The 24,364-nt window shown below is 44.9% G+C and carries 25 protein-coding genes, 1 tRNA gene, 3 pseudogenes and 1 riboswitch; of the genes and pseudogenes, 20 read left to right on the plus strand and 9 right to left on the minus strand.

The genetic code is table 11. The features are described 5' to 3' along the window. Positions 1-302: 302 nt before the first annotated feature. Positions 303-1,313 (plus strand): phosphotransferase family protein, encoded by a 1,011-nt coding sequence (locus tag MNQ98_RS03120; protein ID WP_241931874.1) that lies wholly within the window; start codon positions 303-305, stop codon positions 1,311-1,313. Positions 1,314-1,352: 39 nt separating this feature from the next. Here MNQ98_RS03120 and MNQ98_RS03125 read toward each other — a convergent pair whose 3' ends face one another. Next, positions 1,353-1,811 (minus strand): hypothetical protein, encoded by a 459-nt coding sequence (locus MNQ98_RS03125; protein ID WP_241931875.1) that lies wholly within the window; start codon positions 1,809-1,811, stop codon positions 1,353-1,355. Positions 1,812-2,133: 322 nt separating this feature from the next. On the opposite strand from MNQ98_RS03125, the gene MNQ98_RS03130 reads away from it, so the two are divergent. Further along, the gene (locus MNQ98_RS03130; RefSeq protein WP_208916024.1) at positions 2,134-2,328 is read left to right on the plus strand and encodes a hypothetical protein; all 195 of its coding nucleotides are present in this window, start codon (positions 2,134-2,136) and stop codon (positions 2,326-2,328) included. Between the two features lie 237 nt (positions 2,329-2,565). Here the strand turns inward: MNQ98_RS03130 and MNQ98_RS03135 are convergent. Beyond that, a pseudogene (locus MNQ98_RS03135) lies at positions 2,566-3,184 on the minus strand (SDR family oxidoreductase). A 230-nt stretch (positions 3,185-3,414) separates the two neighbouring features. Between MNQ98_RS03135 and MNQ98_RS03140 the strand changes: the two are divergent. The 7 genes and pseudogenes from MNQ98_RS03140 to MNQ98_RS03170 all read left to right on the plus strand — a co-directional run. Next, positions 3,415-3,588, plus strand: coding sequence for a hypothetical protein (locus tag MNQ98_RS03140; RefSeq protein ID WP_241931876.1), 174 nt, complete (start codon positions 3,415-3,417; stop codon positions 3,586-3,588). Between the two features lie 45 nt (positions 3,589-3,633). Next, the gene (locus MNQ98_RS03145) at positions 3,634-4,116 is read left to right on the plus strand and encodes a hypothetical protein (protein WP_241931877.1); all 483 of its coding nucleotides are present in this window, start codon (positions 3,634-3,636) and stop codon (positions 4,114-4,116) included. A gap of 219 nt (positions 4,117-4,335) precedes the next feature. Then, positions 4,336-4,881 carry an NADPH-dependent FMN reductase gene (gene ssuE, locus MNQ98_RS03150; RefSeq protein WP_241931878.1) on the plus strand — a complete coding sequence of 182 codons (546 nt, stop codon included), beginning with the start codon at positions 4,336-4,338 and terminating at the stop codon, positions 4,879-4,881. A gap of 58 nt (positions 4,882-4,939) precedes the next feature. Further along, entirely contained in the window at positions 4,940-5,530 is a 591-nt protein-coding gene (locus MNQ98_RS03155; protein ID WP_241931879.1) for a P-loop nucleotide/nucleoside kinase family protein, read from the plus strand. 189 nt (positions 5,531-5,719) lie between these two features. Then, positions 5,720-6,430, plus strand: coding sequence for an AAA family ATPase (locus tag MNQ98_RS03160; RefSeq protein WP_481856716.1), 711 nt, complete (start codon positions 5,720-5,722; stop codon positions 6,428-6,430). A 174-nt stretch (positions 6,431-6,604) separates the two neighbouring features. Beyond that, positions 6,605-7,402, plus strand: coding sequence for a DUF817 domain-containing protein (locus MNQ98_RS03165; RefSeq protein WP_241931880.1), 798 nt, complete (start codon positions 6,605-6,607; stop codon positions 7,400-7,402). Positions 7,403-7,791: 389 nt separating this feature from the next. Then, positions 7,792-8,331 (plus strand): annotated as a pseudogene (locus MNQ98_RS03170) (GNAT family N-acetyltransferase); the annotation flags it as partial. A gap of 87 nt (positions 8,332-8,418) precedes the next feature. On the opposite strand, the gene MNQ98_RS03175 reads toward MNQ98_RS03170, so the two are convergent. Further along, positions 8,419-9,450: a ribonucleotide-diphosphate reductase subunit beta gene (locus MNQ98_RS03175; protein ID WP_208916017.1), complete on the minus strand. Its 1,032-nt coding sequence runs from the start codon at positions 9,448-9,450 to the stop codon at positions 8,419-8,421. A gap of 103 nt (positions 9,451-9,553) precedes the next feature. On the opposite strand from MNQ98_RS03175, the gene MNQ98_RS03180 reads away from it, so the two are divergent. Continuing rightward, positions 9,554-9,829: a hypothetical protein gene (locus tag MNQ98_RS03180; RefSeq protein WP_241931882.1), complete on the plus strand. Its 276-nt coding sequence runs from the start codon at positions 9,554-9,556 to the stop codon at positions 9,827-9,829. A gap of 597 nt (positions 9,830-10,426) precedes the next feature. Here MNQ98_RS03180 and MNQ98_RS03185 read toward each other — a convergent pair. Then, positions 10,427-12,760 (minus strand): ribonucleoside-diphosphate reductase subunit alpha, encoded by a 2,334-nt coding sequence (locus tag MNQ98_RS03185; RefSeq protein ID WP_241931883.1) that lies wholly within the window; start codon positions 12,758-12,760, stop codon positions 10,427-10,429. Positions 12,761-12,956: 196 nt separating this feature from the next. After that, a riboswitch (cobalamin riboswitch) is annotated at positions 12,957-13,189 on the minus strand. A 289-nt stretch (positions 13,190-13,478) separates the two neighbouring features. Here MNQ98_RS03185 and MNQ98_RS03190 point away from each other — a divergent pair. The 4 genes and pseudogenes from MNQ98_RS03190 (at position 13,479) to MNQ98_RS03205 (ending at position 15,128) form a co-directional block, all read left to right on the plus strand. After that, positions 13,479-13,664 carry a transposase gene (locus MNQ98_RS03190; protein WP_241931884.1) on the plus strand — a complete coding sequence of 62 codons (186 nt, stop codon included), beginning with the start codon at positions 13,479-13,481 and terminating at the stop codon, positions 13,662-13,664. Between the two features lie 10 nt (positions 13,665-13,674). Further along, positions 13,675-14,585: pseudogene (locus MNQ98_RS03195) on the plus strand (RNA-guided endonuclease TnpB family protein). Between the two features lie 68 nt (positions 14,586-14,653). Further along, complete coding sequence (locus tag MNQ98_RS03200; RefSeq protein ID WP_241931885.1) at positions 14,654-14,959, plus strand: MTH1187 family thiamine-binding protein; 306 nt, start codon at positions 14,654-14,656, stop codon at positions 14,957-14,959. A gap of 97 nt (positions 14,960-15,056) precedes the next feature. Continuing rightward, a tRNA-Thr gene (locus tag MNQ98_RS03205) sits at positions 15,057-15,128 on the plus strand. 242 nt (positions 15,129-15,370) lie between these two features. Here the strand turns inward: MNQ98_RS03205 and MNQ98_RS03210 are convergent. Together MNQ98_RS03210 and MNQ98_RS03215 are read right to left on the minus strand one after the other, a co-directional pair. After that, positions 15,371-15,469, minus strand: a complete 99-nt coding sequence (locus tag MNQ98_RS03210; RefSeq protein WP_241931886.1) for a YjcZ family sporulation protein — start codon at positions 15,467-15,469, stop codon at positions 15,371-15,373. Between the two features lie 343 nt (positions 15,470-15,812). After that, positions 15,813-15,911 (minus strand): sporulation protein YjcZ, encoded by a 99-nt coding sequence (locus tag MNQ98_RS03215; RefSeq protein WP_241931887.1) that lies wholly within the window; start codon positions 15,909-15,911, stop codon positions 15,813-15,815. A 264-nt stretch (positions 15,912-16,175) separates the two neighbouring features. On the opposite strand from MNQ98_RS03215, the gene MNQ98_RS03220 reads away from it, so the two are divergent. Then, a complete protein-coding gene (locus MNQ98_RS03220) occupies positions 16,176-16,886 on the plus strand; it encodes a DUF421 domain-containing protein (protein ID WP_241931888.1) in 711 nt (236 codons plus the stop codon). A gap of 106 nt (positions 16,887-16,992) precedes the next feature. Here the strand turns inward: MNQ98_RS03220 and MNQ98_RS03225 are convergent, their stop codons facing one another. Both MNQ98_RS03225 and MNQ98_RS29670 read right to left on the minus strand, forming a co-directional pair. Then, entirely contained in the window at positions 16,993-17,586 is a 594-nt protein-coding gene (locus MNQ98_RS03225; protein WP_241931889.1) for a response regulator transcription factor, read from the minus strand. Next, positions 17,571-17,735 carry an ATP-binding protein gene (locus MNQ98_RS29670; RefSeq protein ID WP_347272239.1) on the minus strand — a complete coding sequence of 55 codons (165 nt, stop codon included), beginning with the start codon at positions 17,733-17,735 and terminating at the stop codon, positions 17,571-17,573. Before MNQ98_RS29670 ends, MNQ98_RS03225 begins: the two co-directional genes overlap by 16 nt. 278 nt (positions 17,736-18,013) lie before the next feature. Between MNQ98_RS29670 and MNQ98_RS03230 the strand changes: the two genes are divergently transcribed. Continuing rightward, the gene (locus MNQ98_RS03230; protein ID WP_241931890.1) at positions 18,014-18,787 is read left to right on the plus strand and encodes an alpha/beta fold hydrolase; all 774 of its coding nucleotides are present in this window, start codon (positions 18,014-18,016) and stop codon (positions 18,785-18,787) included. Positions 18,788-18,888: 101 nt separating this feature from the next. On the opposite strand, the gene MNQ98_RS03235 is transcribed toward MNQ98_RS03230, so the two are convergent. Next, the gene (locus MNQ98_RS03235) at positions 18,889-20,064 is read right to left on the minus strand and encodes a PsbP-related protein (protein ID WP_241931891.1); all 1,176 of its coding nucleotides are present in this window, start codon (positions 20,062-20,064) and stop codon (positions 18,889-18,891) included. 483 nt (positions 20,065-20,547) lie between these two features. Here MNQ98_RS03235 and MNQ98_RS03240 point away from each other — a divergent pair, with 483 nt between their 5' ends. The 4 genes from MNQ98_RS03240 (at position 20,548) to MNQ98_RS03255 (ending at position 24,364) form a co-directional block, all read left to right on the plus strand. Next, positions 20,548-20,817 (plus strand): phage holin family protein, encoded by a 270-nt coding sequence (locus MNQ98_RS03240; RefSeq protein ID WP_208920780.1) that lies wholly within the window; start codon positions 20,548-20,550, stop codon positions 20,815-20,817. A 157-nt stretch (positions 20,818-20,974) separates the two neighbouring features. Continuing rightward, positions 20,975-21,082 carry a YjcZ family sporulation protein gene (locus MNQ98_RS03245; RefSeq protein WP_241931892.1) on the plus strand — a complete coding sequence of 36 codons (108 nt, stop codon included), beginning with the start codon at positions 20,975-20,977 and terminating at the stop codon, positions 21,080-21,082. A gap of 268 nt (positions 21,083-21,350) precedes the next feature. After that, the gene (locus MNQ98_RS03250) at positions 21,351-23,549 is read left to right on the plus strand and encodes a M1 family metallopeptidase (RefSeq protein WP_241931893.1); all 2,199 of its coding nucleotides are present in this window, start codon (positions 21,351-21,353) and stop codon (positions 23,547-23,549) included. A gap of 107 nt (positions 23,550-23,656) precedes the next feature. Further along, entirely contained in the window at positions 23,657-24,364 is a 708-nt protein-coding gene (locus MNQ98_RS03255) for a response regulator transcription factor (protein WP_208915989.1), read from the plus strand.

Consider the following 24,364-nt stretch of genomic DNA (forward strand, 5'->3'; position numbering starts at 1 on the left):
CAACGTAGATGATGCACAAGATGTATAGAACAGCGGGCGCCGCACCTTCAGACGGATACGATATCCGGCCTGGGTGCGGCGTTCTTCGTTTTTTTGTCAAGCAATAAAAAGTGAATTGTCATGGGTTGCGGGCAGCGAGGGCTCGTCCTCTTTATAGGGTACATATATAATAGAAATCAGTAAGCTTTATTGGACTTGTCTTGCGGGTGAACGGGCCGCAGGTTTCCGCAGCCATCTGTCATCTGTTATAGCCGGTGATTTAATCCAAGCGTTATAATCTTCAGATCAGGAGTGAGGTTCTAATGTCTACACAAATATACTTTTCTTCTAATAAGCTAGGCGAAGTCAACGGGGAACAGCTGCAGAGTGTACTGGACCGGTTTGATCTAGGGAGGCTGATTTCCTTCTGTAGGACAGATCAAGGGGCCATGGGACAGACCCTGCTTGTATCTTCATCAGCTGGTGAGTTTGTTCTTAAAGGCAATCCTCTTTTTCCAGGACAGTTTTTAGAGGAGCGATATTTCATCCAATATTTGGATCAACATACCGACCTCCCGGTGCCCTCACCTTATCTTGTGGATGAGGGCGATGATATTTTTGGGTGGAGCTATTCGCTTATGCCGCGACTACCTGGAAGTCATCTGTTCTCTCCCGAACTGGAAGCAGAACTTAACCCACAGGATGAATCAGACATAGCCGTCCTATTTGCCGACACGCTGCTCCAGCTCCACCGCTGGAAGGTGGAACAACCCGGTGAATTTGATCCCGCTACAGGGAACGTGCGACCCTTCCACGATTCATACACGACCTGGCTGTTTGATACGATTACGTACTGGCTGGATGACGCCAAACGTTATTCCAAGATAACCGCTGAAGACACAGTTTGGGTGGAAGAGCTGCTGAAAGAATCGAAAGAAGCCTTTGATGATCTGAAGTACCCTTGCTTTGTAATGGGTGATTTCAAGCCCGGAAATCTACTCTTGCAACAGTCGACAAATTCGTGGAAGGTGAGCGGGCTGTTTGATTTTACAACCTCTTATTTTGGCGACGGAATAGCAGATCTTCCCAAAATGACAGCTTTGTACCTGGAAAACGGAAAGGAAGGTACGGCACGCAAGTTCCTCCAAGCGTATAAAGCGGGACTTCAATCATGCGATCAGGACGTTTTTGAGAAGCGGTTTAAGGTCCATATGCTGTACCAGCGGATTCTGTTCTGGGGGTGTGCCCAAGCCACAAATACGGTGACATGGGATACTCATTTATCGTTCTCCGCATGGGCAAGACCTTTCACGGAAGCTGCTTCCGAATTATGATTCCCTTACCGCAGATCGAAGACTTCATGCAACGCGCTTCTAGATTACAAACCAGCAAAGGAGCGGGACCACGAGTGCAAAAAATGGTGTGATGAGTGACTGGTTTGTGAAAGCCTGCTTGCCCCATGAGTACATCAGGAGCATGAAGGCTCCGGCTAACCCGCGTACCCAAAATGTATCGGTGTCTCCTCCGGTAAATAAAGCGAAGAACAGGAAGCCAGCTACTCCGTAAAGGGCGGCTTGTTTCACTTTGTTCAATGACGGGAGTAGAGAAATAATGGCATCGGCAGCCAGGGATGCGATTAACGCATAGCCATACACCCAATGCTCCAGCGGGATGGAGACCCCGAGGATAGATGCTGGACTGTCGGCACTGGCAGGCCACAGCCAGGAGATAATGGTTAGAAGTAACAGAATGGCTCCAGCACAGGCCAATTTATTCAGCGCATAAAATCCCATATCCATACGCCCGGTCAATCTCTTGTTACCGGAATTCATAAGTCTTAACCTCCTGTAAGGATTTTGTTTCGAAGCTAAGTTAATGTACGTTATAGCTTAGAGGAATGTCCCCAAGCATTGCCCCGATCGGCAATTGTTTCAGTTCTGTGAAATGTCCTCATACGGGGGACTTTTCAGGTCGAAAATGATGAAATCACATTCTCAAAAATGGGGGGATATGTTAAAATGAAAGCGTAAACAAAATTCACTCAGATTACTAAATCACCTGCGGCTTAGATCTTGCCGGCCCCCTGAAATGAATGGGAGCTTACTCCTCGGCAGGACAAAGGCTGCCGGTCATTATCCAGGGAGGTCGAGCAAAATGTTCGAAGGTTTTTCGGAAATGCAAAATGTGGTCAGTCGGATTCATACCCGCATGGATATAGACCACGAAGGCGAGTATTACCGTCTGGAGTTTGGCTGCAAACGGTTTAAGCACATTTCCGATACAGCCGAAGACGAGCGGATCACCGTGAAAGAAGAACCATCCTTGCTATGGAAATGGTGGAGACATTAAAAGGTATGACAGTCAGAAAGTTGTTCAGCCCGGAGAAATCCGGGCTTTTTTCATTATTTAAGAAAGTATAACTTTCGGGGTAAAATGCATCTCTATCTCATAAGAAAAACTACCGCTAAATGGGGTCTGTCCTCTTTGAGGTACGCCGATAGAGGTTCATTAAATGATGTCTCTGTATGGAGGACAGTATTCTGTTGTGAAGTGACATGTGATGTCAATTTTATTAACCCTCAATATTTAGCTGGTGATCATATCTCCGCCGTTTATATGAATGGCCTCACCTGTTACGAAGGAGGAGTCATTCGAAGCCAGATATACGTAAGCAGGCGCAAGTTCATACGGCTGAGCGGCCCGCTTCATTGGCGTATCCGTACCAAATACCGATACTTCCTCGGCGGAGTAGCTGGATGGGATAAGCCGTGTCCATACCGGTCCTGGGGCTACGCAGTTCACGCGAATGCCTTGGTCAACGAGAGAGAGGGCAAGGGAACGGGTGAGGGAGACGATAGCACCCTTGGTCGAAGAGTAATCGATGAGTTCGTTTGCCCCTTGATAGGCGGTAATAGATGCTGTATTAAAGTTTGCTTGTTTCATATAAGTATGGAATGACCACATTGGCCCCTTCTTTGGCAAAAGCAATTGCAGCCGCTTTGCCTATCCCGCTGTCACCGCCAGTAATGATAGCAATTTTGCCTTCCAGCTTCCCGCTTCCCCGGTAGTCAGGGTCCTCACTGATCGGGCGGGGATCCATCAGGCTCTCTAATCCCGGCTGACAATCCTGGTGCTGCGGCGGGAACGAGATGGGCTGCTCCTCACAGACGGTTTTGAACCCGAAGTACGGGTAGACCTTGCTAATGGCAACTCCTCCTTGATATTTCCCCTGAAGAATTCACAGGGATGCTTTATCTCTATGCAGATGCCCAGATGGAAGTGCGGTAAAGTCATGATTTTTGACGAATTAGGGATCTGATCACAAAAAATGTTCTTTATCAAGATGAAAAGAATGGTAAAATATTTCCAAACATGGTCCTTTCCAGCAAAAGGAGATGAACGTATGAAACCGGTGAAGCGGTCGAGACTCCGCTTGTGGGCAGGAATGCATTATTTTACGCATGGAGCGGATACGCACGGCATAACATGATCGGCCGGAAAGTGTACACCATGGAGGGTGACTTCATCAGCGATGAGATGATTACGGAAAACAACGCACTGATGAATTATTCCCCACTGCTGGCGGAGAATAATTCAGCTCCTAAATAGGTCATGTGATGAAGTATAAACGTACTTAATCAAAGGGGTGTAAAGATGACACAAAGACAGTTTGTTTTCTTATGGAGCTTCTTTATTTCGCTTTTATCCATCTATGCTGTCGTGCGTCTTCAATGGAACTGGTTGGGCACCTTGGACATTTGGGGTACCCAACATCAAGGAGGCTGGTTTCTGGAGCGTTTCCAGCTGCTGGGTCATCCGTATGTATTTTTAATTATCCAACCTATGGTTCTGTTCGCACTGCATGGCTGTCTCCATTGGCTAATATATAAAAAGTGCGTTTATGATTTTGCAACACGGAGGATGTCACTACTCCTGCTACTGCCGAAGAGGGACTCCCTGCTTATGAATGTTTTCAGAGTGCTGCTGTATACGGTGCTTTGGGGTCTGCTTGCTTTCTCGCAGAGCATTAACGGTCCGGCTCCTTCGACGGTGATTGCCTTTTTGATCGTACTGCAGTATGGCTGGTGGGTGCTGGAATGGGGAAAAGACGCATGGCATAAGGCTTCACAGGATTGACAAATATAGCGGCGGATTGATAACATGTTACTAAATCTGATGAATTCCCTATGAATTTGTCTTATATAGGTTACGACCGGACCACCGGAGGACTTTACAGTAATCTTGTGAAGTCTTTTTTTCTGGATTCCGGCCAGAAGGCCGGTCCTGATAAAGGACAACAATATACCGAACGCCTGCAATGGCGACACGATATTTTTACAACAGGGGGGATAGGTAATGGCTAAAGCTGTCATTATTAACGGCAGTCCTACAGCAGGTTCTCGTCTGAATGCCATTATGGATTTTGCGGAGCAGAGTCTGGCTGCTGCTGACTTTGAAGTAACACGGATTGATGTGGCACAATTGCCACCAGAGGATTTGATTCATACCAAGTTTGGAAGCGAGCATATCGTCAAGGCTAACGGACTTGTAGCCGAGGCTGATGTGGTCATTATCGCAAGCCCGGTTTACAAGGCTTCGTATACAGGCGTGCTCAAGACGTTCCTGGATTTGATTCCGGAAAAAGGTTTGGCAGGCAAAATCATTTTGCCGCTGTTCATTGGAGGGAGTCTTGCTCATCTGCTGGCTATCGACTATTCATTAAAGCCGGTGTTATCCTCGATTGGTGCCCGTCATATTTTGGGGGGCGTGTATGCTGTCAATGCTCAAGTGGCTCGCAAGGAAGATGGAGGGTTTGATATTGCTGAGGAGCTTCAGGAGCGTCTGGATTCCGCTGTTGAAGAATTGATAGAGGAAACGCGCCTGAGAATGCAGCGCAATTAAATTTGCAAGTTAACCCGTTAGGAAGACCAGATTTTCTCATAGGGGAGGGAGGTACGATATGCAAAAGCTAGTGTTTTTTGTTGGTGTGGCCGGAACAGGTAAAACAACCGTAGCCAAAAAGCTTGCGGTTCGTATTCCTGCGGCATTTCTAGATCGTGATACCGTAGGCGGACGTTTCGTTGAAAAGTTTCTGGAGGCTAACGGTCTGGACCCGAATGACCGGGATTCCGCATTTTACAAAGAAAATCTGCGTGATTTGGAGTATGACACGACGAAGGATATTTGTATCGAGAACCTGAATGCGGGTCAGAACGTATTTATGATCTCTCCGTTTACGGCAGAACTGAAAAACCAGGCATGGATTGAAGAGGTTATCTCGGCAGCAGATCTGACTAAGAACGAGGTCGATGTGAAGGTAATTGTTGTTGCACTTCAGGACATGGAGCTACAAAAGGAACGCATTATCGACAGACAAACCGAGCGTGACCAGTGGAAGCTGGAGCATTGGGATGATTTCAAGAAGCGTGTCGACTTCGTTCCGGATGTGAACTGGGATATTCCGAAAACATCTATCAAGGTGTTCGATAATAGTGGAGCTTTGACCGATGAGAAGATCGAGGAATTATACCAATTCCTAATGAATGATTAGAGATAATGAACAACAGCGGCGGATTTCCGGTATGTTAACGGGAAATCCGCCGTTTTTGGGCTAAGGCCGTTATCCGGTATAATGGAATGAAGCATATTACTCATTTACTTACGTGGTTTAATAAGGCCGGGAAAGGGTGTGGGAAAGATCGAATTATCCACTCTAAACGCATATTTAAGGGCTGTAACCTTGCTGAGAGATCGAATCCCTTCTTTTGAGAGGTATCCGTTTAACCTGCCGGCGGTATCGATGCTCGATCAGTTGGACTTTCACCCCAAGGTAACCTATATTGTCGGGGAGAACGGCATGGGCAAATCCACGCTGCTGGAGGCCATTGCTGCTGCACTTGGTTTTAATCCGGAGGGAGGAACGATGAATTTCTCGTTCGCCACGGAAGAGACGCATTCGGAGCTGTACCAATATATCCGGGCGGTACGGGGTGTGAGAAAGCCGAGGGATGGATTCTTTTTCCGTGCGGAAAGCTATTATAATGTTGCCTCCGAGATTGATTCACTGGAACGGGAATGCCCAGGTCTGTATCAATCCTATGGCGGGAAGTCATTGCACCAGCAGTCCCATGGCGAGTCTTTTTTTGCAACCTTTTTACACCGGTTCAGTGGGAATGGGCTGTATATTATGGATGAGCCTGAAGCGGCGCTGTCTCCATTCCGTCAAATGGCGCTGCTGACACGCATTCATGATCTCGTACAAGAAAACTCACAGTTCATTATCTCTACCCATTCACCTATTCTTATGGCATATCCAGACGCACGGATATTGAAGCTGAACGAGGGCGGCATTGAAGAGTGTAGTCTGGAGGAGACAGACCACTTTATTATTATGAAAGAATTTATTAACAATCGCGAAATTATGCTGCGGGAACTGCTTGCTGATGATTGACAAAGTATGAGCTTCAGCTTCAAGTGGATGTTGGGCGTAGGTAATCATATCCATTGGCAAGAGCCTTTTAAATTTCGGCTGCTATCGATTACAATGGTTACTGGATTGTACTTTAACTAGAGGTTCGGCTTGTGGTACGTTGGGACATATTAAGTTTGCATAACAGGAGGACGTATGACATTTATTCGCAAGCTGTGGGCGTTCGGCATTCAGCAGGCGCTGTCTTGTATTTTTCCGGTCATTATTTTCGCTGCGCTCGGTGTGACCAAAATGGTGGAGGTTCCGGGTATTCATCGGTATGACCTTATTCTGATCATTTGTCTGCTCGCACAGGTCGGGATGGTGGCAGCCAAGCTGGAGACGTTCGATGAGCTGAAGGTCATTTGCGTATTCCATGTGATTGGGTTAATGCTGGAGCTGTACAAGGTGCATATGGGGTCATGGTCTTATCCCGAAGAGGGCTGGAGCAAAATCGGCGGGGTCCCTCTCTATAGTGGCTTTATGTACGCGAGCGTTGCAAGCTATATTTGCCAAGCATGGCGCCGGATGAACTTGCGTATAACGGGATGGCCGCTGCCGATCTTGACCGTATTGATAAGTGCTGCAATCTATGCTAATTTCTTCACTCACCATTTCGTATGGGATGCTCGATGGTTGCTGACTCTACTACTCTTTTTGGTGTTTTTAAAAACTGTAGTGCATTTTGATGTCCTGGGCAAAACCTACCGCATGCCGTTGACGCTGTCTTTTCTGCTAATCGGGTTCTTTATCTGGATCGCGGAGAACATTTCGACTTTCCTTGGCGCCTGGACGTATCCAGGTCAGGAAAAGGTCTGGAGTCTGGTGCATATCGGCAAGATCAGTTCGTGGTTCCTGCTCGTTGTGATCAGCCTTATTATTGTGGCACAGTTGAAGCATCTAAAGTTGGGTAAACGTCCGGCAAAGGACGCGCCTAAGGGAACGGTTATGTAATTTTATAAGATTTGATATATCTACAGGAATACTGTATCCTGTTGTTCATAAAGTGATAATCATGAGATTTTAATAATATAGATGCGGGATTTTATAATAAGGATATAAGAGAGAGGAGAGAGTATTCAGATGAAAAAAAGATCGCTGGTGTCTTTATCTAAAGGAATCGGATACTCTACTGCTGTTTTCTTTGATCAAACGAATCACGGGAGAGGTATGTCCAAAATTGGATGCTCAGTGACTTTTATCCTTCGGTTAGGTTGAACTAAACAAGGATACAGTGGGAATAAACACCACAGGTCGCTACCTGTGGTTACATAGATCGACATGTACACCACAGGACTTCTGTGGTGTTTTTTTTATTTTTTCAGGAAGAGGAGATGATCAGAATGTTATTAGAAGGAGCACGTATTGTTGTAAAACCGGTGGAGGAATTCCATGTCGATTCACTATTAAAGCTGGAAGTGCAGAATAAGGATTTTTTCCAGTTGTTCACCGGATTGAGAGAAGACATCTTTTACACGTATCAGGGGCAATTAGTACGAATCCGGGAGGCAGTAGAGTCGAGTAGAGAGGATAAGGGATATGTATTTGTCATTGTGTTAAAAGACACACAACAAGTAATTGGTGAAGTCATACTGTCCGAGGTCGTGCGGGGAGATTTGCAAAGCTGCTGGATCGGTTATTTTCTGGATCAAGAGCATAACGGAAAGGGATATATGACTGAAGCGGTCAAATTGGTTGTGAAGTTTGCCTTTCAGGAATTGAATTTTCACAGAATTGAGGCTGGGGTGATGCCTCACAACATAGGCTCGATCAATGTACTCTTAAAATCTGGATTTCATAAAGAGGGCATCGCCAGGAAGAACGTCAAAATTAACGGAAAGTGGGAAGATCATCAAACGTTAGCTATTATTAACGAGGAAGATAGTTGATTTAGGCAATTTTATACGAATAGAAAACCTCCGTACTTTTCTCATGAGAAAATACGGAGGTTTTTATTGAACAGATAGATTTTACAGATCGTCAAATCCGTTATCGTCGCCAACTTTACCGTAGTTGCGGGATTTGGCTTCGAAGAAGTCAGTTTTCGTTGCATTCAATGCTTCGTCGGAGAAAGGCTTGATCCAAGGCATGCAGTTCACATCCACGCCTTCGTAAGCTTTTTCAAGACCCATCATTTTCAGGCGACGGTTAGCAATGTATTTGATGTAGTCAGACAGCTCGTTCAGATCAATGCCGCGAACTTCACTTAGTGTGTAATGAGCCCAGTTTGTTTCGAGCTCAACGGCGCGGTCAATCGTGCGGTACAGGTAGTCGATATTCTCCTTAGAGTTCAGTTCAGGGAAATCTATCAGCAGCTGCTTGAACACTTCGGCGAAGAAGTAGCAGTGCTGGTTCTCATCACGCTGAATGTAGGAGATCATTTGGCTTGTCGCCATCATTTTCTGGTCACGTGCCAGATTGTAGAAGAAGGCGAACGTGCTGTAGAAGAAAATACCTTCCAGAATCAGGTCAGCCACCATCGATTTGAAGAACGTCTGTGGTGACGGGTTGTCACGGAAAGACTGATAGATGTCAGCGATGAACCGGTTGCGGTCCAACAGAACCGGATCGTGCTTCCAGTATTCGAAAATCTCTTTCTGCTCCTGTTCGGAAACGATAGAAGATAGAACGTAGGAGTAGGATTGGTTGTGGACAACCTCTTGTTGACCGATAATCGCCGAGATTGCTTCAAGGGAAGAGTCTGTGAAGTACCGCTTCACATCCCCGACAAACATCGTCTGCATCGAATCTAATACAGCAAGCAGGGAGATATTGATCTTGAATGTACGTTGCTCTTCCGGATCCAGACGTGGGAACTGCTGTGCATCTTTGGACATCGGAATTTCATCAGCGATCCAGTGGTTCAGCAGCAGCACCTTGTACAGCTTGTACATATGCGGCATCCGGATGTCGTTCCAGTTCAAAATACCCGAGCATTCGCCTTCAATGATGCGTGTTGATTGGTTAGGCGCTTCAGTATTAAATATTTTTTGCATTTGCATGCTTAATCTCTCTCCTTAATATTCTTTTTTAGTAGCATATTCAATCACTGACTTACGGATCGCCCGTTTACAGTAGATAGATGGACAAAGTAACACACAAGTTATGCACAAACGTAGAGCAAATGTAAAGCGAATCCCGAAGGGAGAGCGCTCCAAGCAGGAAGCAACTCTAAAGAACGCCCAAGTAACTAACAAGTTATGCACAAACGTAGAACAAATCCCGAAGGGAGAGCGCTCCAAGCAGGAAGCAACTCTAAAGAACGCCCAAGTAACTCACAAGTTATGCACTAACGTAAAGCAAATCCCGAAGGGAGAGCGTTCCAAGCAGGAAGTAACTCTAAAGAACGCCAAAGTAACTCACAAGTTATGCACTAAGTAGAGCAAATCCCGAAGGGAGAGCGTTCCAAGCAGGAAGACACACTCAAGAACGCACAAAGTAACTCACAAGTTATGCACTAAGTAGAGCAAATCCCGAAGGGAGAGCGCTCCAAGCAGGAAGACACTCAAGAACGCACAAAGTAACTCACAAGTTATGCACTAAGTAGAGCAAATCCCGAAGGGAGAGCGCTCCAAGCAGGAAGCAACTCTAAAGAACGCCCAAGTAACTCACAAGTTATGCACTAACGCAAAGCAAATCCCGAAGGGAGAGCGCTCTAAGCAGGAAGCAACTCTAAAGAACGCCCAGTAACTCACAGGTTATGCACTAACGTAAAGCAAATCCCGAAGGGAGAGCGTTCCAAGCAGGAAATAACTCTAAAGAACGCACAAAGTAACTCATTATCTTCGCTCTAAAAGTAAAGCGTTCCCGAAGGGAGAAAGCGATCCTAGCACCAAAGTAACTTTTCAATCACCTCACAAACGTGTCTCGCATCTTGCGGGTGTCCAGAGGGCAGAGCCCTTGGGGCCCTCCCTTGGAAGGGAGGGTTTGGGAGGGATCGAAAAAAAGGGTTTACCTAAACAGTTCCATATATTCCGATCAGCTGGCACAACTCTCACATTCTTCAATAGTAAGCGCACGGCTGCGCACATAGTAGGTCGACTTCAAGCCGGCCTTCCATGCGTGAAGATGCAGCTCTAGGAACTCCGAAGCTCGGATGTCTGGACGAACGTACAGGTTAAAGCTTTGAGCCTGATCCACGTGACGCTGACGGGCAGCAGCCATTTTGATGGACCAGTTCTGATCGATCAGGAAGGCCGTTTTGTAATACCAGATCGTTTTCTCAGACAGATCGGGAGCTGGGTTGGCAATTTTATACGTTGTTTTCTCTTCATAAGAGAGAAGCTCATACAGCGGATCAATACTGGCAGTTGAGCCAGCAATAATAGAAGTGGAGCCGTTCGGCGCGATGGCAAAGAGCCATGCGTTGCGGACACCGCTTTGCTGTACTTCCTGCTGCAGCTCGCGCCACTGCTCGGTCGTTACATACTTGCCTTCATGCTCGCCGTCGGTGTAACCGCGGTACGTAAAGTACTCGCCGCTCTCCCAGTCGGAGCCTTTGAACTTCGGATAATGCCCTTTTTCCTTAGCCAGCTCCATGCTGGATTTAACGAGCAGGTAGTTAATTTTTTCATACAGATTGTCATTATAGGCAACCGCCTCATCGGATTCCCAGCGGATGCCTTCCAGGGCCAGCAGGTGATGCAGACCGAAGGTTCCAAGGCCGACAGCGCGGTATTGGCTGTTCGTGTATTGTGCTTGCAGCACTTCGATGTTGTTGATGTCAATGACGTTATCTAGCATACGCACCTGGATCGGTACAAGACGCTCCAGTACACCAGCTGGAACTGCACGTGCCAGATGAATGGAATTCAGGTTGCAGACAACAAAGTCGCCAGGAACTTTGGAGATGACAATGCGGGTCTGTCCATCTTTGGTTACGAGCTCTTCATGTTCAATAACTGTAGCCGATTGGTTCTGCATAATTTCAGTACACAGGTTGGAAGAGTAGACCATACCGTGTGCAGAGTTCGGGTTGGCACGGTTTACGGTGTCACGGTAGAACATGTACGGTGTTCCGGTTTCCAGTTGCGATTTCATGACACGTTTCATGATGTCGATCGCTTGAACCGTAATGCGGGAGAGCAGCGGATGTGCTACGGCTTCTGCATATTTTTCACGGAACATTCCTTGACCAAGCTTCTCATCGTAGAAGTCTTCCAGACCAAGCGGGCGGCCGTTCTCGTCTTTCCAGCCCATCACTTTCTTCACTTCGTGAGGACAGAAGAGGCTCCACTCATCGCGGGCTTCTACAGCCTCCATGAACAGGTCAGGCAAGCATACGCCGTGGAACACGTCATGTGCTCTCATACGCTCGTCACCGTTGTTCAGCTTCAGGTCCAGGAATGCGAGAATGTCTTTATGGAAAACATCCAGGTAAACGGCGATGGCGCCTTTGCGTGTGCCAAGCTGATCTACACTAACTGCTGTGTTGTTCAGCTGGCGGATCCAAGGGATAACGCCGGAGCTGGTGTTCTTGTGTCCACGGATGTCGGAGCCACGGGCACGGACTTTGCCGAGGTAAACGCCGATACCGCCGCCCATTTTGCTAAGACGCGCTATGTCGGTGTTGGAGTCGAAAATTCCTTCGAGCGAGTCATCTACCGTGTCGATAAAGCAGCTGGACAGCTGGCCGGCTACCTTTTTACCAGCATTGGACATCGTCGGCGTTGCAGCCGTCATGTAGATGTTGCTCATCGCCCAGTAGGCTTCTTTTACAAGCTCCATACGTTTCTCAGCTGGCTCTTTGTGCATGAGGTACATCGCGATGACCATGTAACGTTCCTGTGGAAGCTCCATCACTCGGCCGTCAAAGTCGGTTGCCAGGTAGCGCTCTGCCAGCGTCAGTAGTCCGATGTAATCGAATAGCAGGTCATGGGTATAATCAATCGTTTCCCCGAGCTCTTCAATCTGCGCTTTGGTGTAGCATTCCAGAAGCTCTTCACGGTAAATTCCTTTTTGTACTAGCTCTGTAATGAGGGGGAAGAAGGCGCCGTAAGGCTCTTCCGGATAAGCTTTGTAACGTCGGTGATTGGCCGCTTTTTTATACAGGGAGGTTAAAAGTGAACGTGCTGCCGCGAACTTCCAGTTCGGTTCCTCTTTGGTAACAAGCTCAAGAGCCGACATTGTGAATGCGCTGCTAATCTCATCGCCGGTCACTTTGTCGCCACGAAGTTTGGAATGAACACCGCGAAGTAGTTGTTCCTTGCTCAGCATATCCAGTTCGTTCAAAATTCGGTCGGCATAGACAGAGAGACGGTTTTCATCAAAAGCAAGTTGACGGTTGTTCGGTTTAATTACGAGTTGGGGCATAGGTAATTCCTCGCTTTCTCGGGAAAAATGGGAAAAAGAACATTAAAAAAACATTTTCCAAACCTTGGGGAGGTTGAAAATGTTCGTGTGCGCTGTGAATAAATATGTGCATACTAGCTTAAGCCGCTATTTTTAGGGCTTGCTGTTATGTACAGACGCAAAAGAGTGAACACTTTCCTAATTTCCCGTAGGATAGGTGTCGTGCTGTATACAGGCAGGTCTCCTGACTTGGGGTGTAGAGTTCGGCGCCTTCCCAAAGGCATAACGAGTTAATCCTTCAGTGGCCATAAAGCCGAATTCATATCAGAATCGCAAAAAAGCGCTCTGAAGCCCTATACAGTGGCGGGACCGTGATGGATTTGCACCATGCTTCCCTATTAAGTCTGACGGGTATATTAGACGCCAGACGCCTGTACACACTATATTTGGTTGATGTTAATAAATTTAACCCAATATATTGTGTTTGTAAACTGTTATCTTAAAATTTGACGCAAGTTGAATTATAGCAAATGACCGAAAAATCCGCCAATTCGCAAACCGCCAAAAGAGAGTGAGATTTCGCACATTTCTTCGAATTACGACCTTTTATACGGTGATACACGCTTTATGAATTAGCTGAGAACACTCGCGGTTTTAATCGTGAGATGAATTGTCCGACATATGTTAAATTGTAAATTAGAAAAGACACTGATAGTTAGTACAAAAACTATCTTGACGTATGTTATCCTATATTTGGGATTCCCAATGTATTAAGGGGGGGCAGCAAGACTGTTTTTTTAAAGAGTTCCCACAGCTAAAAAAGAAACTGTGGGGAGTTCGTCTTTGGAACCCTTCTTACTTTGTGGTAACTATTAACAAACATACAGAAGCACAGAACAACAGTACATTCAAAATCACTAATTGAGGTGAGAACAGTGATTGTAAACAAAGCATATAAATTTCGCATTTATCCAAGTAAGGAACAAGAAATTTTAATTGCTAAAACAATCGGCTGTTCTCGTTTCGTATTCAATCGTTTTTTGACACAATGGTGTGACGCATACAACGAAACAGGTAAAGGATTAAACTACAATTCGTGTTCAGCTAAACTTACACACCTGAAAAAAGAATTCGTATGGTTAAAAGAAGTGGACAGTATTTCCTTGCAGTCATCGCTAAAGAATCTTGCGAATGCATTTGATCGTTTCTTCAAAAAGCAAAATGACGTACCACGCTTCAAGTCTAAAAAGAATAAGGTGCAATCCTATACAACCAAGCAAACGAATGGGAATATTGCTATTGTAGGGAACAAAATTAAATTGCCTAAAACGAAAATCCAAAATGGTATCGCAAACTTGAAGAACAATTAGCGAACGCGCAGCGTATCCTTTCCAGACGTATAAAAGGTGGTTCGAATTGGAACAAGCAACGTGTTAAGGTTGCAAAAATCCATGAAAGAATCTCTAATTCAAGAACAGACTACTTGCAGAAAATCACTACTGAAATCATCAAAAAACACGATGTAATTGGTATTGAAGATTTGCAAGTATCAAATATGCTGAAAAATCACAAGCTGGCTAAAGCAATTAGTGAAGTATCGTGGTCACAATTTAGAACAATGCTTGAGTACAAGGCAAAATGGTACGGTAAAGAAGTGGTTATTGTATCCAAAACCTTTGCAAGTTCTCAGTTATGTTCGTGCTGTGGGTACAAAAATAAAGACGTCAAGGATCTAAAACTTCGTGAATGGGATTGTCCTAATTGTGGCGTGCATCACGATAGAGATATTAACGCAGGACAAAACCTTAAAAATGAAGCTATATTTGAACGGGACTATGGGGGATGAAATTTTGAAATGCTGCTGCTGGCTGATACAATATTAATATTCGAAAGGTTTGAGGAGGGTGAAATAAGATGGCAATTGCGGAAGTTACCGTCATTCCGATTGGAACCGCTACGACCAGCTTGAGTATGTATGTTGCAGAGATGCAGCGGGTGCTGGAGAAGCAGGAGGGGATCTCATACGAACTGACCTCGATGAGCACGATTATTGAAGGAGAGCTTAACTCTGTATGGGGTGCCATTTCTGCTCTGCATGAAGCGCCTTTCCTGTCTGGAGCACAGCGGGTGTCCACATCGGTCAAAATTGACGACCGCCGGGACCAAGTCTCTTCGAGCAAGCAAAAGCTGCAATCTGTGCAGGAAAAACTGGGCAGGTAACGAGGATTACCCTGCCCTTTTTTCATATAAAAAGGGTTGCATTTTCATGTCAAAGAGTTATAATATTTTTTGTCGTTTTATTTATATCATCCCATTCGCTGGTGTAGCTCAGGGGTAGAGCAACGCACTCGTAATGCGTAGGCCGGGGGTTCAATTCCCTTCACCAGCATCTTTGAAAATTCAAGCATGGCGCGACTTTCCGGTGAGATGGGGGTCGCGCTATTTTTATGGTTGCAAACGAATTGCAAACCAGGTAAGACGTGCGAATAGGTATCCAAAGTATAGTAATTGATGAGTGTCCTAAGCGTTCTTGGACGATCTTTGCGTGAACTCCGCGCTTAAGAATACGAAGACCCTACCAGCTTATATGCTGGCAGGGTCTCTCTTCAGCTTTGTGGATGCTAGGTCTTATTAGATGAAACCACAAGTACATGAGACAATAACCAGCAATATGAACAATACCAGAATAGTTCCTATTCCGGTGCCGAATCCACCCACTACATCACCCATGAATGATTCCTCCTTTGTTTTAGACTACACCTTATCTTATGATAATTAATTTAGATGGTAAGGGCATTTAGGTAACAAATGAGCCTAATCCGCTAATAAACGATCAAGGCAGTCCTGACGGAAAACTTGTTTATCGATGTGGCTGCAGACGCAGCCAAGCTGAAACGAGTCGAAGTGATTGAAGTTGTTATAAACGGTCATGTATAGGGGATAGCAAAGTACCTTGGACTCAAAAAGAAGGAGGGAAAGAAGGTGGATGATACCAAGCGCTTAAGAATACGAAGACCCTACCAGCTTATATGCTGGCAGGGTCTCTTTTCAGCTTTGCGGATGCTAGGTCTTGTTAGATGAAACCACAATGACATGAGATAATAACCAGCAATATGAACAATACCAGAATAGTTCCTATTCCGGTTCCAAATCCCCCCACTACTCCACTCATGATGATTCCTCCTTTGTTTTAAACTACACTGTATCTTATGATGATTAAATTGAACGGTCAGGGCGTTTGGGTAACAATTGTTTTTACTTCACTAATTTATGACCGGAAGAACTCAAGATGAAATTACTCAGGGGCTTTCGTCCTTAAGGATACTTAGGGAAACAGCGTGCTCCAGAGGCAATTATCTGACTAAATAAATCAGTGTGGACCATACTATGAAAGTGAAATTTCAATTGAACAATTTAGTTGATTGGAGTGAAGACTTTGATCGAGCATCTGATAATCTTACTTCGTAGTATTTCTGCTTTTGTGCTTCTACTTTTGATCACACGGATCTTAGGAAAACAAACTCTTTCCAATATGAACTTCCATGAATTTGTTACAGCTATCATAATGGGAGCTATTGCTGCTAATCTGGCGTTTAATGACAAAATGAAGGTAGTTTACCTTATCATTTCGCTTGTTGTTTTTACAGCTACATCATTTATATTAACTAAGACTGTACTAAAAAGCAGAAAATTACGCATGTGGGTAGAAGGTACACCAACAGTCCTTATTGAAGGTGGGAAAATTCTTGAAGATAATCTTAAAAAGAACAATCTAACCATGGATTCGTTAAACCAAATGCTCAGACAAAAGGATATTTTTGACTTAAACGAGGTGGAGTATGTGCTTCTTGAAGTCAATGGTAAAATATCCGTTATGAAAAAAAGAGAATACAAAAGTACAATCCTGAAAGATTTAAAGAAAGGGATAAGTAGTGCTCAACAGTTTCCCATCGAGCTTATTATGGATGGACAGGTATTGCATGGAAACTTTGATGCTAATCATATTTCTCGAGAATGGTTGACAGCTCAGCTGAAATTACGGGGGAAAAGAGAACAGGATGTATTTTATGCAGTCAAAGGAAGCAATGGACAGCTATACATTGATTTTTATAATGATAAGATCAAGCATCCTATAGATGTGGAGTAAAGAGGAACCAAAAACCGTATCATCATTGATGATACGGTGTCATAAAAGTCTTATTTGGCGGCGGGTTCTCTATTCTGAGAACACGCGCTTTTTGATTTCTCCCCACTTAAGAAATGAGATGTTCATTTCTTGCCTTCTCCACAGCTTCTTCGCGGCCCTGCACCTGCATTTTCAAATAGATTGAGGAAATGTAGTTCCTAATCGTTCCTTCTGACAAATACAGTCTCTGGGCGATAGCTTTATTGCGAAGCCCTTCCATCAAACACTGAAGGACATCTAACTCCCTCTCGGTTAATTCATACGGATTTTTCGCCGTATCCTTCATCTCATGATGAAACAATTGCTGAGCCATATCCTGTGAGATCATTGTCCCTCCGCCATATACTAGCTGTATGGTCGCTGCCAATTCTTTGGGGTGAATAGATTTCAGTATATAGCCTTCGGCCCCACTGTGAAGCGCTTCAGCCGCATAAGACACATCCTCGATGGTCGTGATAACGGTCACTTCAAAATCTTTTTCTTCTCCTAACAGCAGTTTCAAGCTTTCACGAATCAACGGCTGGTCGTCCGCCAGCAATATTTTAATCTTCTGGCTGCCCTCATTCGCCTGATTCGGGATGGTACAGGTGACTATCGTGCCCTCATCCTTCTGTGAATGGGTGTAGAGTTTGCCTTGTAATGAAGCTAGGCGTTCCTGCATGCCCGCAAGCCCAAAGCCGTATGAATGGTTTCCACGCCTTTGCCATTATCCTCAACCTGCAGCATCACCTGAGTATGATCATATTGCAGAGTAACTTGAATCGAGCTAGCCTGACCGTGCCTGCTTGCATTGGTCAAAGACTCTTGCAAGCAGTTGGATCAGATGTAATAACTATCACGAACATCAATGGACATATCATAGTCGATCAGGTGGGGGCTCGGCTGTGATTGACGTCAGAGACGGCTCCCTTGATATCAACGGTGTGGCAAAGGATGCAGCCATTACACAGTCTGGCAATGGGAAAGTATATTGTACACCGAATATCCGGTTTATTTGATGGAGTACTTTCCTTCAATCTGGACACTCTATATCATAATTGTGCAGAAAACCAACTTATGAATGATTTAACATGGAGTGTGACGATAAAATGACTTCTACCAACATAAACGGATACTCGATGCATTATATCGATCGCGGAAAAGGAACCGCTATCCTCTTTATTCATCCACCGGTACTGACAAGCTTAAATTTCATATACCAAATCCAAGGGCTGTCGCCTTATTTTCGAACCATTGCTTTTGACATCAGAGGACACGGCAAGAGCCAGCCTTCCAAACAAGCGGTTACTTATCCTTTAATCGTTGAGGATATCAAACAGTTGATAGACCAGTTAGGCATCGAAAAAATATTTTTGTGCGGATATTCTACTGGGGGTTCGGTTGTGCTTGAGTTTCTCTTGACTCATCCCGACCGGGCATGGGGAGGTATTGTTATCGGCGGAATGTCGGAAGTAAAAGGAAAGCGTCTAAGAAACAAAATATCTTTGGGTGTTGTATTATCCAAAATCGGAGCAGTCGGCACGATTGCGTTTTCTATTGCCTGGAATCAAGCTAAAAATATTTCTTTGTTCCGTAAGTTATTCAATGATGCGAAACAAGGAGATGCGAAAAATACGGAACAGTATTATCGATACAGCTTGAAGTATAACTGTTCATCGCAACTCCAGGAAATACATCTTCCCGTCCTGCTCGTTTACGGGGAAAAAGACAAGCACTTCCATCCTTACGCTAAAATGTTGCATCAACGATTGCCGAAGAGTGAGCTAGTTTTCATTAAAAAAGTCGATCACCGGATTCCGACGAAAGCCCCCGGACCATTAAACGAACGGATCAAGCAATTCGTAAGTCACTTCAGCAACTGACAGATGCAGCCGCAAGTAGCGTGAATTCACATTCGTTTTTTGTTCTAAAAGAAAAAGCCCAGAAAGGGCTTTTTCTTTTAGAGTGATTTATAAAACGTGACTTATTGAACTTTTTTAAGAGTTGATACTGTTAAAAGAACAGCGTTTGTTGTTCCACCGCCAATATTTTCAAACGAGTATTGAATTGTTGGTACACCCCGCATCGTAACATAGTCGTCATCCAAGATGTCACCCGTTGAGTTAAGATAGATGCCAATAATAGAATTATCGTTGTCATCCAATATATGAACCTCAGCAATAGTGGTGTTTTCATCGATTTTCTCTTCTGTAATCTCAAGAACATATCCACTTACCTCCACCATTTTGTCCAAATAAGGATTGATATTCTTGAACAGGTGGCGTGAGGTTATGGCTTTGTCGACTTCAGCACTTGCGGCCTTTTTCGATTCGGCGGTGACAGCAGGGAACAGTTTGTGGTTGTTAACAATGTAATTATATGTTTTTTCGTTAATAACTCCGCCTTCAACTAAACTAGGAAGCATCAATGACATCATATCGGCTACATTCGTCTTCGCTGTAGCTTTTTCAGTATTTGAATCTGTACTCGTACTGGTTGCCGCGGTTTCAGTTACTTGGAAGGAATCAATGATCTGTTGGACCATTTCTTCTCCGCCGTTTTTATAGGATTCTTCTGAGAAGGTAATGGATGCTGTATAAAGTTTCGTTCCAGTCGACACAAAGTATTGAGTCAAAATAACTGTGGCTCCTGACTGTGGCTGATTATACTGGGCTTTTAGGACACCGGCAGTTTGGTTACCGGAAGCAGAATGATCCTTGTAATCTATCTTTTTATAATCTTTAATAGCTTCCCCACCAGCACCACTGGATAATTGGGATACTGTCAGATCAGCTGCTTCTTTCGCTGATGCAGAAGAATCTTCAACCGTTACATTAAGATTGTCTCCAAATCCATGCTTCGGGTTAGAGTCAACAAATGCCGCTACTATTAATGGAATGTTGAGCTCAGCAGCTTCCCATGAGGAGGGAAACGATAATGAAAAACCATCACCCTTATATGATGTTGTTTCTACTTCGACTTTTTCTTTCTCTTTCTCTGTTTCAGTTGAAGTACTTGCTGGTGCAGCACTTTCTTCGGTTGTTGACTCATTGTTAAACGATGCTGGCGCGTTCGTGGTCTCGTTTTTTCCAGAGCCACACGCAGTCAAAACAACAGTTAATGACAATAGTAGTACTGAAAACTTTCTTAAACCTTTCATGCCTGATTCTCTTTTCTGAGTCCCCATCGGCTGAGGTATTTGCTAACGGGATTACTCCCCTTGTTGTGTTCTGGCGACAGCAATTGCCAAATGTTGTAACACTATGTCAACGGCGTCCATTACTCAAGTCTCTCTCAAAAGCATTTGCCTAGGCAAATTATACCAGAGGGGGTGTGATTAAGGTAGTGCAGTTTTCGTGAATAAGCATCCTCTAAGCTCGACTACAACTACTTCTTGCACAAATCACGTGATGATTAAATTCATGAGATGTCCGGGTTTTAATTTTGCTGTAGGTACTTTTCCGAGGTCCAGGATAATATGCTAATAAACAAGCATTCTTAAGATCTTCAAAATCTGAAGCGTCATCAGGAGTGCTTTTTTTGCACCTCTTTTCTGATTATGAATGGAACATAATCCATCTGGACAACAGACATATCCGTCTCTTGACGCATTGTGAATTATATTAGAGAGGACGTGTACAAAATGGAATGGAGCATGATTTTTGAATTGATCGATCCGAGGTTATTTCTTGTTGTCGCGGCTTGTTGGGTAATTGGCTACATGTTAAAGAAAACACCAAAGGTACCGGATTGGAGCATCGTTTACATTGTTGTTGTGTTTGCTGTCGTTTTTGCTGTGGGCCTGATCGGATGGAGCATGGAAGCGATTATCCAGGGCATACTGACCGGCGCTTTTGCTGTATTCGGGCATCAGGCCGTTAAACAGGCTATAAAAGGGGCTGGGGATAAATAAAAAGAGGTTTGACGGGACGAGTCATTCGGACTCGTTTTTTCTTGTTGGGGGAGATGGTGCTGATAAGCGAAGCAAGCAATTGTTGCCTAAACGCCCTGACCGTTTCATGTAATCATCATAAGATAAGGTGTAGCTTAAAACAAAGGAGGAATCATTCATGGGTGATGTAGTGGGGGGATTCGGTGGATTTGGCCACGGAATAGGATTTATTCTGGTATTGTTCATCTTGCTGGTTATTATCTCATGTGGTTGTGGTTTCATCTAATAAGACCTAGCATCCACAAAGCTGAAGAGAAACCCTGTAGGCATGTGCCTTCAGGGTCTCTTTTTTTGTGTTCAGAACCTATGCCTATACATAAAGCATCTCCAGTCATAACACCATGTCACATTAGCCCTTAGTGACTTTAATGCGAAGTTTCTTACAGATTTCTTGGGAACAAATGCTAAATTAAGGATTATGTAAGGTTAACAGCAAGATGATGAAAGGTTGGGGGTGTATAATGCAAGAATCAGCATAAAGGAGAGAATCTCATATGAATCATTTACAACGAAAACGCATTTCAACTCGAATCGTAGCCTGTTCGCTTGTATTCTCAGTAATGGCTAGCCCGATCGTCGGTACAGGCATTGTTCAGGCGGCACCCGTAAATGCACCTGCATCGTCTGCCCATCAGGCAAAAGAGCAAGCAACTACAAACAGTCCGATTCGATATCAAATTGATGCCCGATTGGATGAGAAGACGATGACCTTGCACGGCAGTGAGACGGTCATCTACAAAAATACATCGAAGGACAGCTTGCGCGAGTTGGTCTTCCATACATTCGCTGATGCGAATCGATCGGAGTCTACGCAAGCCCAGATGTTTGCCTCGGCGAATGCCCAGATTCGCAAGGACAATCCAGATAAGCAGGCGGCCGATTTTCTTGGCGGCATCGATATTTTGCAAGTAAAAGAGACAGGAAAGCAGCTTGTGTTTGAGAACAAACAACAAGTACTGACAGTGAAGCTTGCTCGTGAGTTGAAACCCGGTGAAACGGTAACCGCTCAAGTGGACTTCAAGGTTAAAATTCCTTACGGTTCGCATCGACTGTCGTATTATCAAAATATAATTAATGGGGCACACTGGTTCCCTGTGATGTCCGTTTATGATGGCAGTAAACATCAGTGGGATCGAACGCCGTACAGCACTTCATTCGAATCCGATTATTATACGATCTCCGATTACGAGGTTCAACTGAATGTACCGGCATCATATCAGGTATCCATGCCGGGTATGATTACGGTACAAGATGCCGAAGTTGGCCGCAAGACGGTAGCAACGACAGCTAACCGTACGCGTGAGTTTGTCTTTTTCGCGAGTCCAGATTATAAGGTGGAGCGAGATACGCGTGACGGACTGACAGTAGAGTATTACTACTTTGACAATGGGCCAGGAAAAGAAAAGGTCATCGAGGCTTACATTGATCAGGCCTTTAAGGCGATTCAATTCTTCAACGATAAGTATGGAGAATATCCATATCCCGAATTCCGAATTGTGGAATCGCATGTAGAAGGGCTGGCAGTTGAATTCTCACGCCTCATTCAGATGGGGATGATCAAGGGGACTCCTAATGTAGAAGGCCATACTGCATTCGTACATGAAATTGCGCATCAATGGTTTCATTCCTTGATTGGCAATAACTCGGAGACCGAGTCATTTCTGGATGAAGGATTTGCGGACTTCTCTACAGTATATTTTTCGGAAAAACAAGGGGATATCATGAATGGGTTTAAGTCCATTCAGCTTGACGAGGGCGCATTCGATACGGCGATCAGTGCCTCCAATACGGAGGTTGGCGATCTGTGGCAACCAGTTTACTACCATAAGGGGCGTCAAGCCATATATCAATTGTATCGCACTGTTGGTGAAGAGAAATTTGACCTGTTTATGAAGGCTTATTTCAACCGATTCGTTTATCAGAATGCGACCATTGACGGTTTGCTCGAGACGATTGGCGAGACTATAGGCAAAGAGGCGCAAAGCGAGATGGAACAGGCGTTGCGGCAGCCTAATTTCGAGCTGAAGCCCGAGTATCAGCTAACGGATGCTGAGAGGGCAGAGTACATGCATGAGATGATGAAATCTATGTACCACGGTGTACTAGCTCAGAATCCGGATTTGCCGTTTGAGACGATAAGCCGGATCATGGATAAAACGCTGCAAGGCGAGCCGTTAACGGTGGTGCTGAGTGAATCGGCGAGCAAGAAAGCGAAGGCGCAGCAGCAAGCGGTACTGAAATCATTACAGACGACGTTCGACATTTTCGGCATTCAACAGCCTACCGTTCTCTCGGAACGGCAAGTGATCAAAAAGAAGCTGAAGACCGAACTCGCAAACAGCAATGTCATTGTAATTGGCTCTGCCGCAACGAATCCGCTCGTTCAGGCGTTAAAGCCCGGGATTATTAAGCGTGCGGGTGATATCGGCTTTAAATGGAAGGCAACAATGAGTAAACCGAATACAGCTGGGGCATATATTATTAAACATCCACACAATCAGAAACGTTTGCTATTACATTTTTTCTGGACAGGAGATCAGTTAAGCACTGCGAGTGCGGAGGATTATAATGCGATGATATCTAAGTCAATGAGTTTCAGCAGCGCATTCTACCAGTTTTACCTCATGGATCAGACCGGCAAGCTGGTGATGGAGAAGAAAAATGATAATGCGATCTCGGAATTGTTTGAATAGCCTACAGTAAGCATGGTCGGTGAGCGCCATATCTTCACCAAGGCAAGCTTATGGTAAAATGATAAAATGATATTCAAAAGCTCACCAAGCTTCGGGGAGGATACATCATGGCGCTGTTGAGAAAAGTGCTAATTGTCGACGATGAAGAGGATTTGTTGCGTTTGCTCAAGACGGTGCTTGGTAAGGAAGGCATTGAGCATGTCTATACCGCTGTGACAGTGGCAGATGGTTGGCGGCAATTTCAGGAGAAGCAGCCGGATCTGGTATTGCTCGACATAATGCTGCCGGACGGGGAAGGCTATGAGCTCTGTAAGCAGATTCGAAGCGTCTCGCAAGTTCCAGTCTTGTTTCTGTCCGCCAAGACGGAAGAAATCGATAAATTGCTCGGTCTCGCCATAGGTGGCGATGATTATATCACGAAGCCGTTCAGCCCGAAAGAAGTGGCTTATCGCATTAAAGCCCATTTTCGCCGGGCGGATTACCAACAGGTTCAAGTAAAGCCGGACCCCGTCATTCAGGCGGGGCCGTTTCTCTACGATGAGCAGAAGATGGAGCTGCGCAAGAACGGAAACTCGATTGAGCTAAAACCGAAGGAACTGGGGTTGTTCACCCACATGCTCCGCCATCCCAACCAGATTATCAGCAAAGAAAAATTATGCTTGCACGTATGGGGTGAGGATTTCATCGGCTACGATAATACGGTGATGGTTCATATTCGTCGTTTGCGCGAGAAAATCGAGGATAATCCATCCAATCCAGTCTATCTGGTCACAGTGAAGGGATTGGGGTACAAGCTGGTCATAAAGGATGAATAG

This window comes from Paenibacillus sp. N3/727, assembly GCF_022637315.1.
Taxonomy (GTDB): domain Bacteria; phylum Bacillota; class Bacilli; order Paenibacillales; family Paenibacillaceae; genus Paenibacillus_AQ; species Paenibacillus_AQ uliginis.

Coding starts and splice junctions, on each gene's coding strand:
- MNQ98_RS03130 (WP_208916024.1), top strand. CDS start 2,134: ATGTTCGAAGGTTTTTCGGAAATGCAAAATGTGGTCAGTCGGATTCAT.
- MNQ98_RS03145 (WP_241931877.1), top strand. CDS start 3,634: ATGACACAAAGACAGTTTGTTTTCTTATGGAGCTTCTTTATTTCGCTT.
- MNQ98_RS03125 (WP_241931875.1), bottom strand. CDS start 1,811: ATGAATTCCGGTAACAAGAGATTGACCGGGCGTATGGATATGGGATTT.
- MNQ98_RS03225 (WP_241931889.1), bottom strand. CDS start 17,586: ATGCAGGAACGCCTAGCTTCATTACAAGGCAAACTCTACACCCATTCA.
- ssuE (WP_241931878.1), top strand. CDS start 4,336: ATGGCTAAAGCTGTCATTATTAACGGCAGTCCTACAGCAGGTTCTCGT.
- MNQ98_RS03185 (WP_241931883.1), bottom strand. CDS start 12,760: ATGCCCCAACTCGTAATTAAACCGAACAACCGTCAACTTGCTTTTGAT.
- MNQ98_RS03120 (WP_241931874.1), top strand. CDS start 303: ATGTCTACACAAATATACTTTTCTTCTAATAAGCTAGGCGAAGTCAAC.
- MNQ98_RS03235 (WP_241931891.1), bottom strand. CDS start 20,064: ATGAAAGGTTTAAGAAAGTTTTCAGTACTACTATTGTCATTAACTGTT.
- MNQ98_RS03240 (WP_208920780.1), top strand. CDS start 20,548: ATGGAATGGAGCATGATTTTTGAATTGATCGATCCGAGGTTATTTCTT.
- MNQ98_RS03250 (WP_241931893.1), top strand. CDS start 21,351: ATGAATCATTTACAACGAAAACGCATTTCAACTCGAATCGTAGCCTGT.
- MNQ98_RS03155 (WP_241931879.1), top strand. CDS start 4,940: ATGCAAAAGCTAGTGTTTTTTGTTGGTGTGGCCGGAACAGGTAAAACA.
- MNQ98_RS03180 (WP_241931882.1), top strand. CDS start 9,554: ATGCACAAACGTAGAGCAAATGTAAAGCGAATCCCGAAGGGAGAGCGC.
- MNQ98_RS03200 (WP_241931885.1), top strand. CDS start 14,654: ATGGCAATTGCGGAAGTTACCGTCATTCCGATTGGAACCGCTACGACC.
- MNQ98_RS03215 (WP_241931887.1), bottom strand. CDS start 15,911: ATGAGTGGAGTAGTGGGGGGATTTGGAACCGGAATAGGAACTATTCTG.
- MNQ98_RS03245 (WP_241931892.1), top strand. CDS start 20,975: ATGGGTGATGTAGTGGGGGGATTCGGTGGATTTGGCCACGGAATAGGA.
- MNQ98_RS03210 (WP_241931886.1), bottom strand. CDS start 15,469: ATGGGTGATGTAGTGGGTGGATTCGGCACCGGAATAGGAACTATTCTG.
- MNQ98_RS03230 (WP_241931890.1), top strand. CDS start 18,014: ATGACTTCTACCAACATAAACGGATACTCGATGCATTATATCGATCGC.
- MNQ98_RS03175 (WP_208916017.1), bottom strand. CDS start 9,450: ATGCAAATGCAAAAAATATTTAATACTGAAGCGCCTAACCAATCAACA.
- MNQ98_RS03255 (WP_208915989.1), top strand. CDS start 23,657: ATGGCGCTGTTGAGAAAAGTGCTAATTGTCGACGATGAAGAGGATTTG.
- MNQ98_RS03165 (WP_241931880.1), top strand. CDS start 6,605: ATGACATTTATTCGCAAGCTGTGGGCGTTCGGCATTCAGCAGGCGCTG.
- MNQ98_RS03190 (WP_241931884.1), top strand. CDS start 13,479: ATGTTATCCTATATTTGGGATTCCCAATGTATTAAGGGGGGGCAGCAA.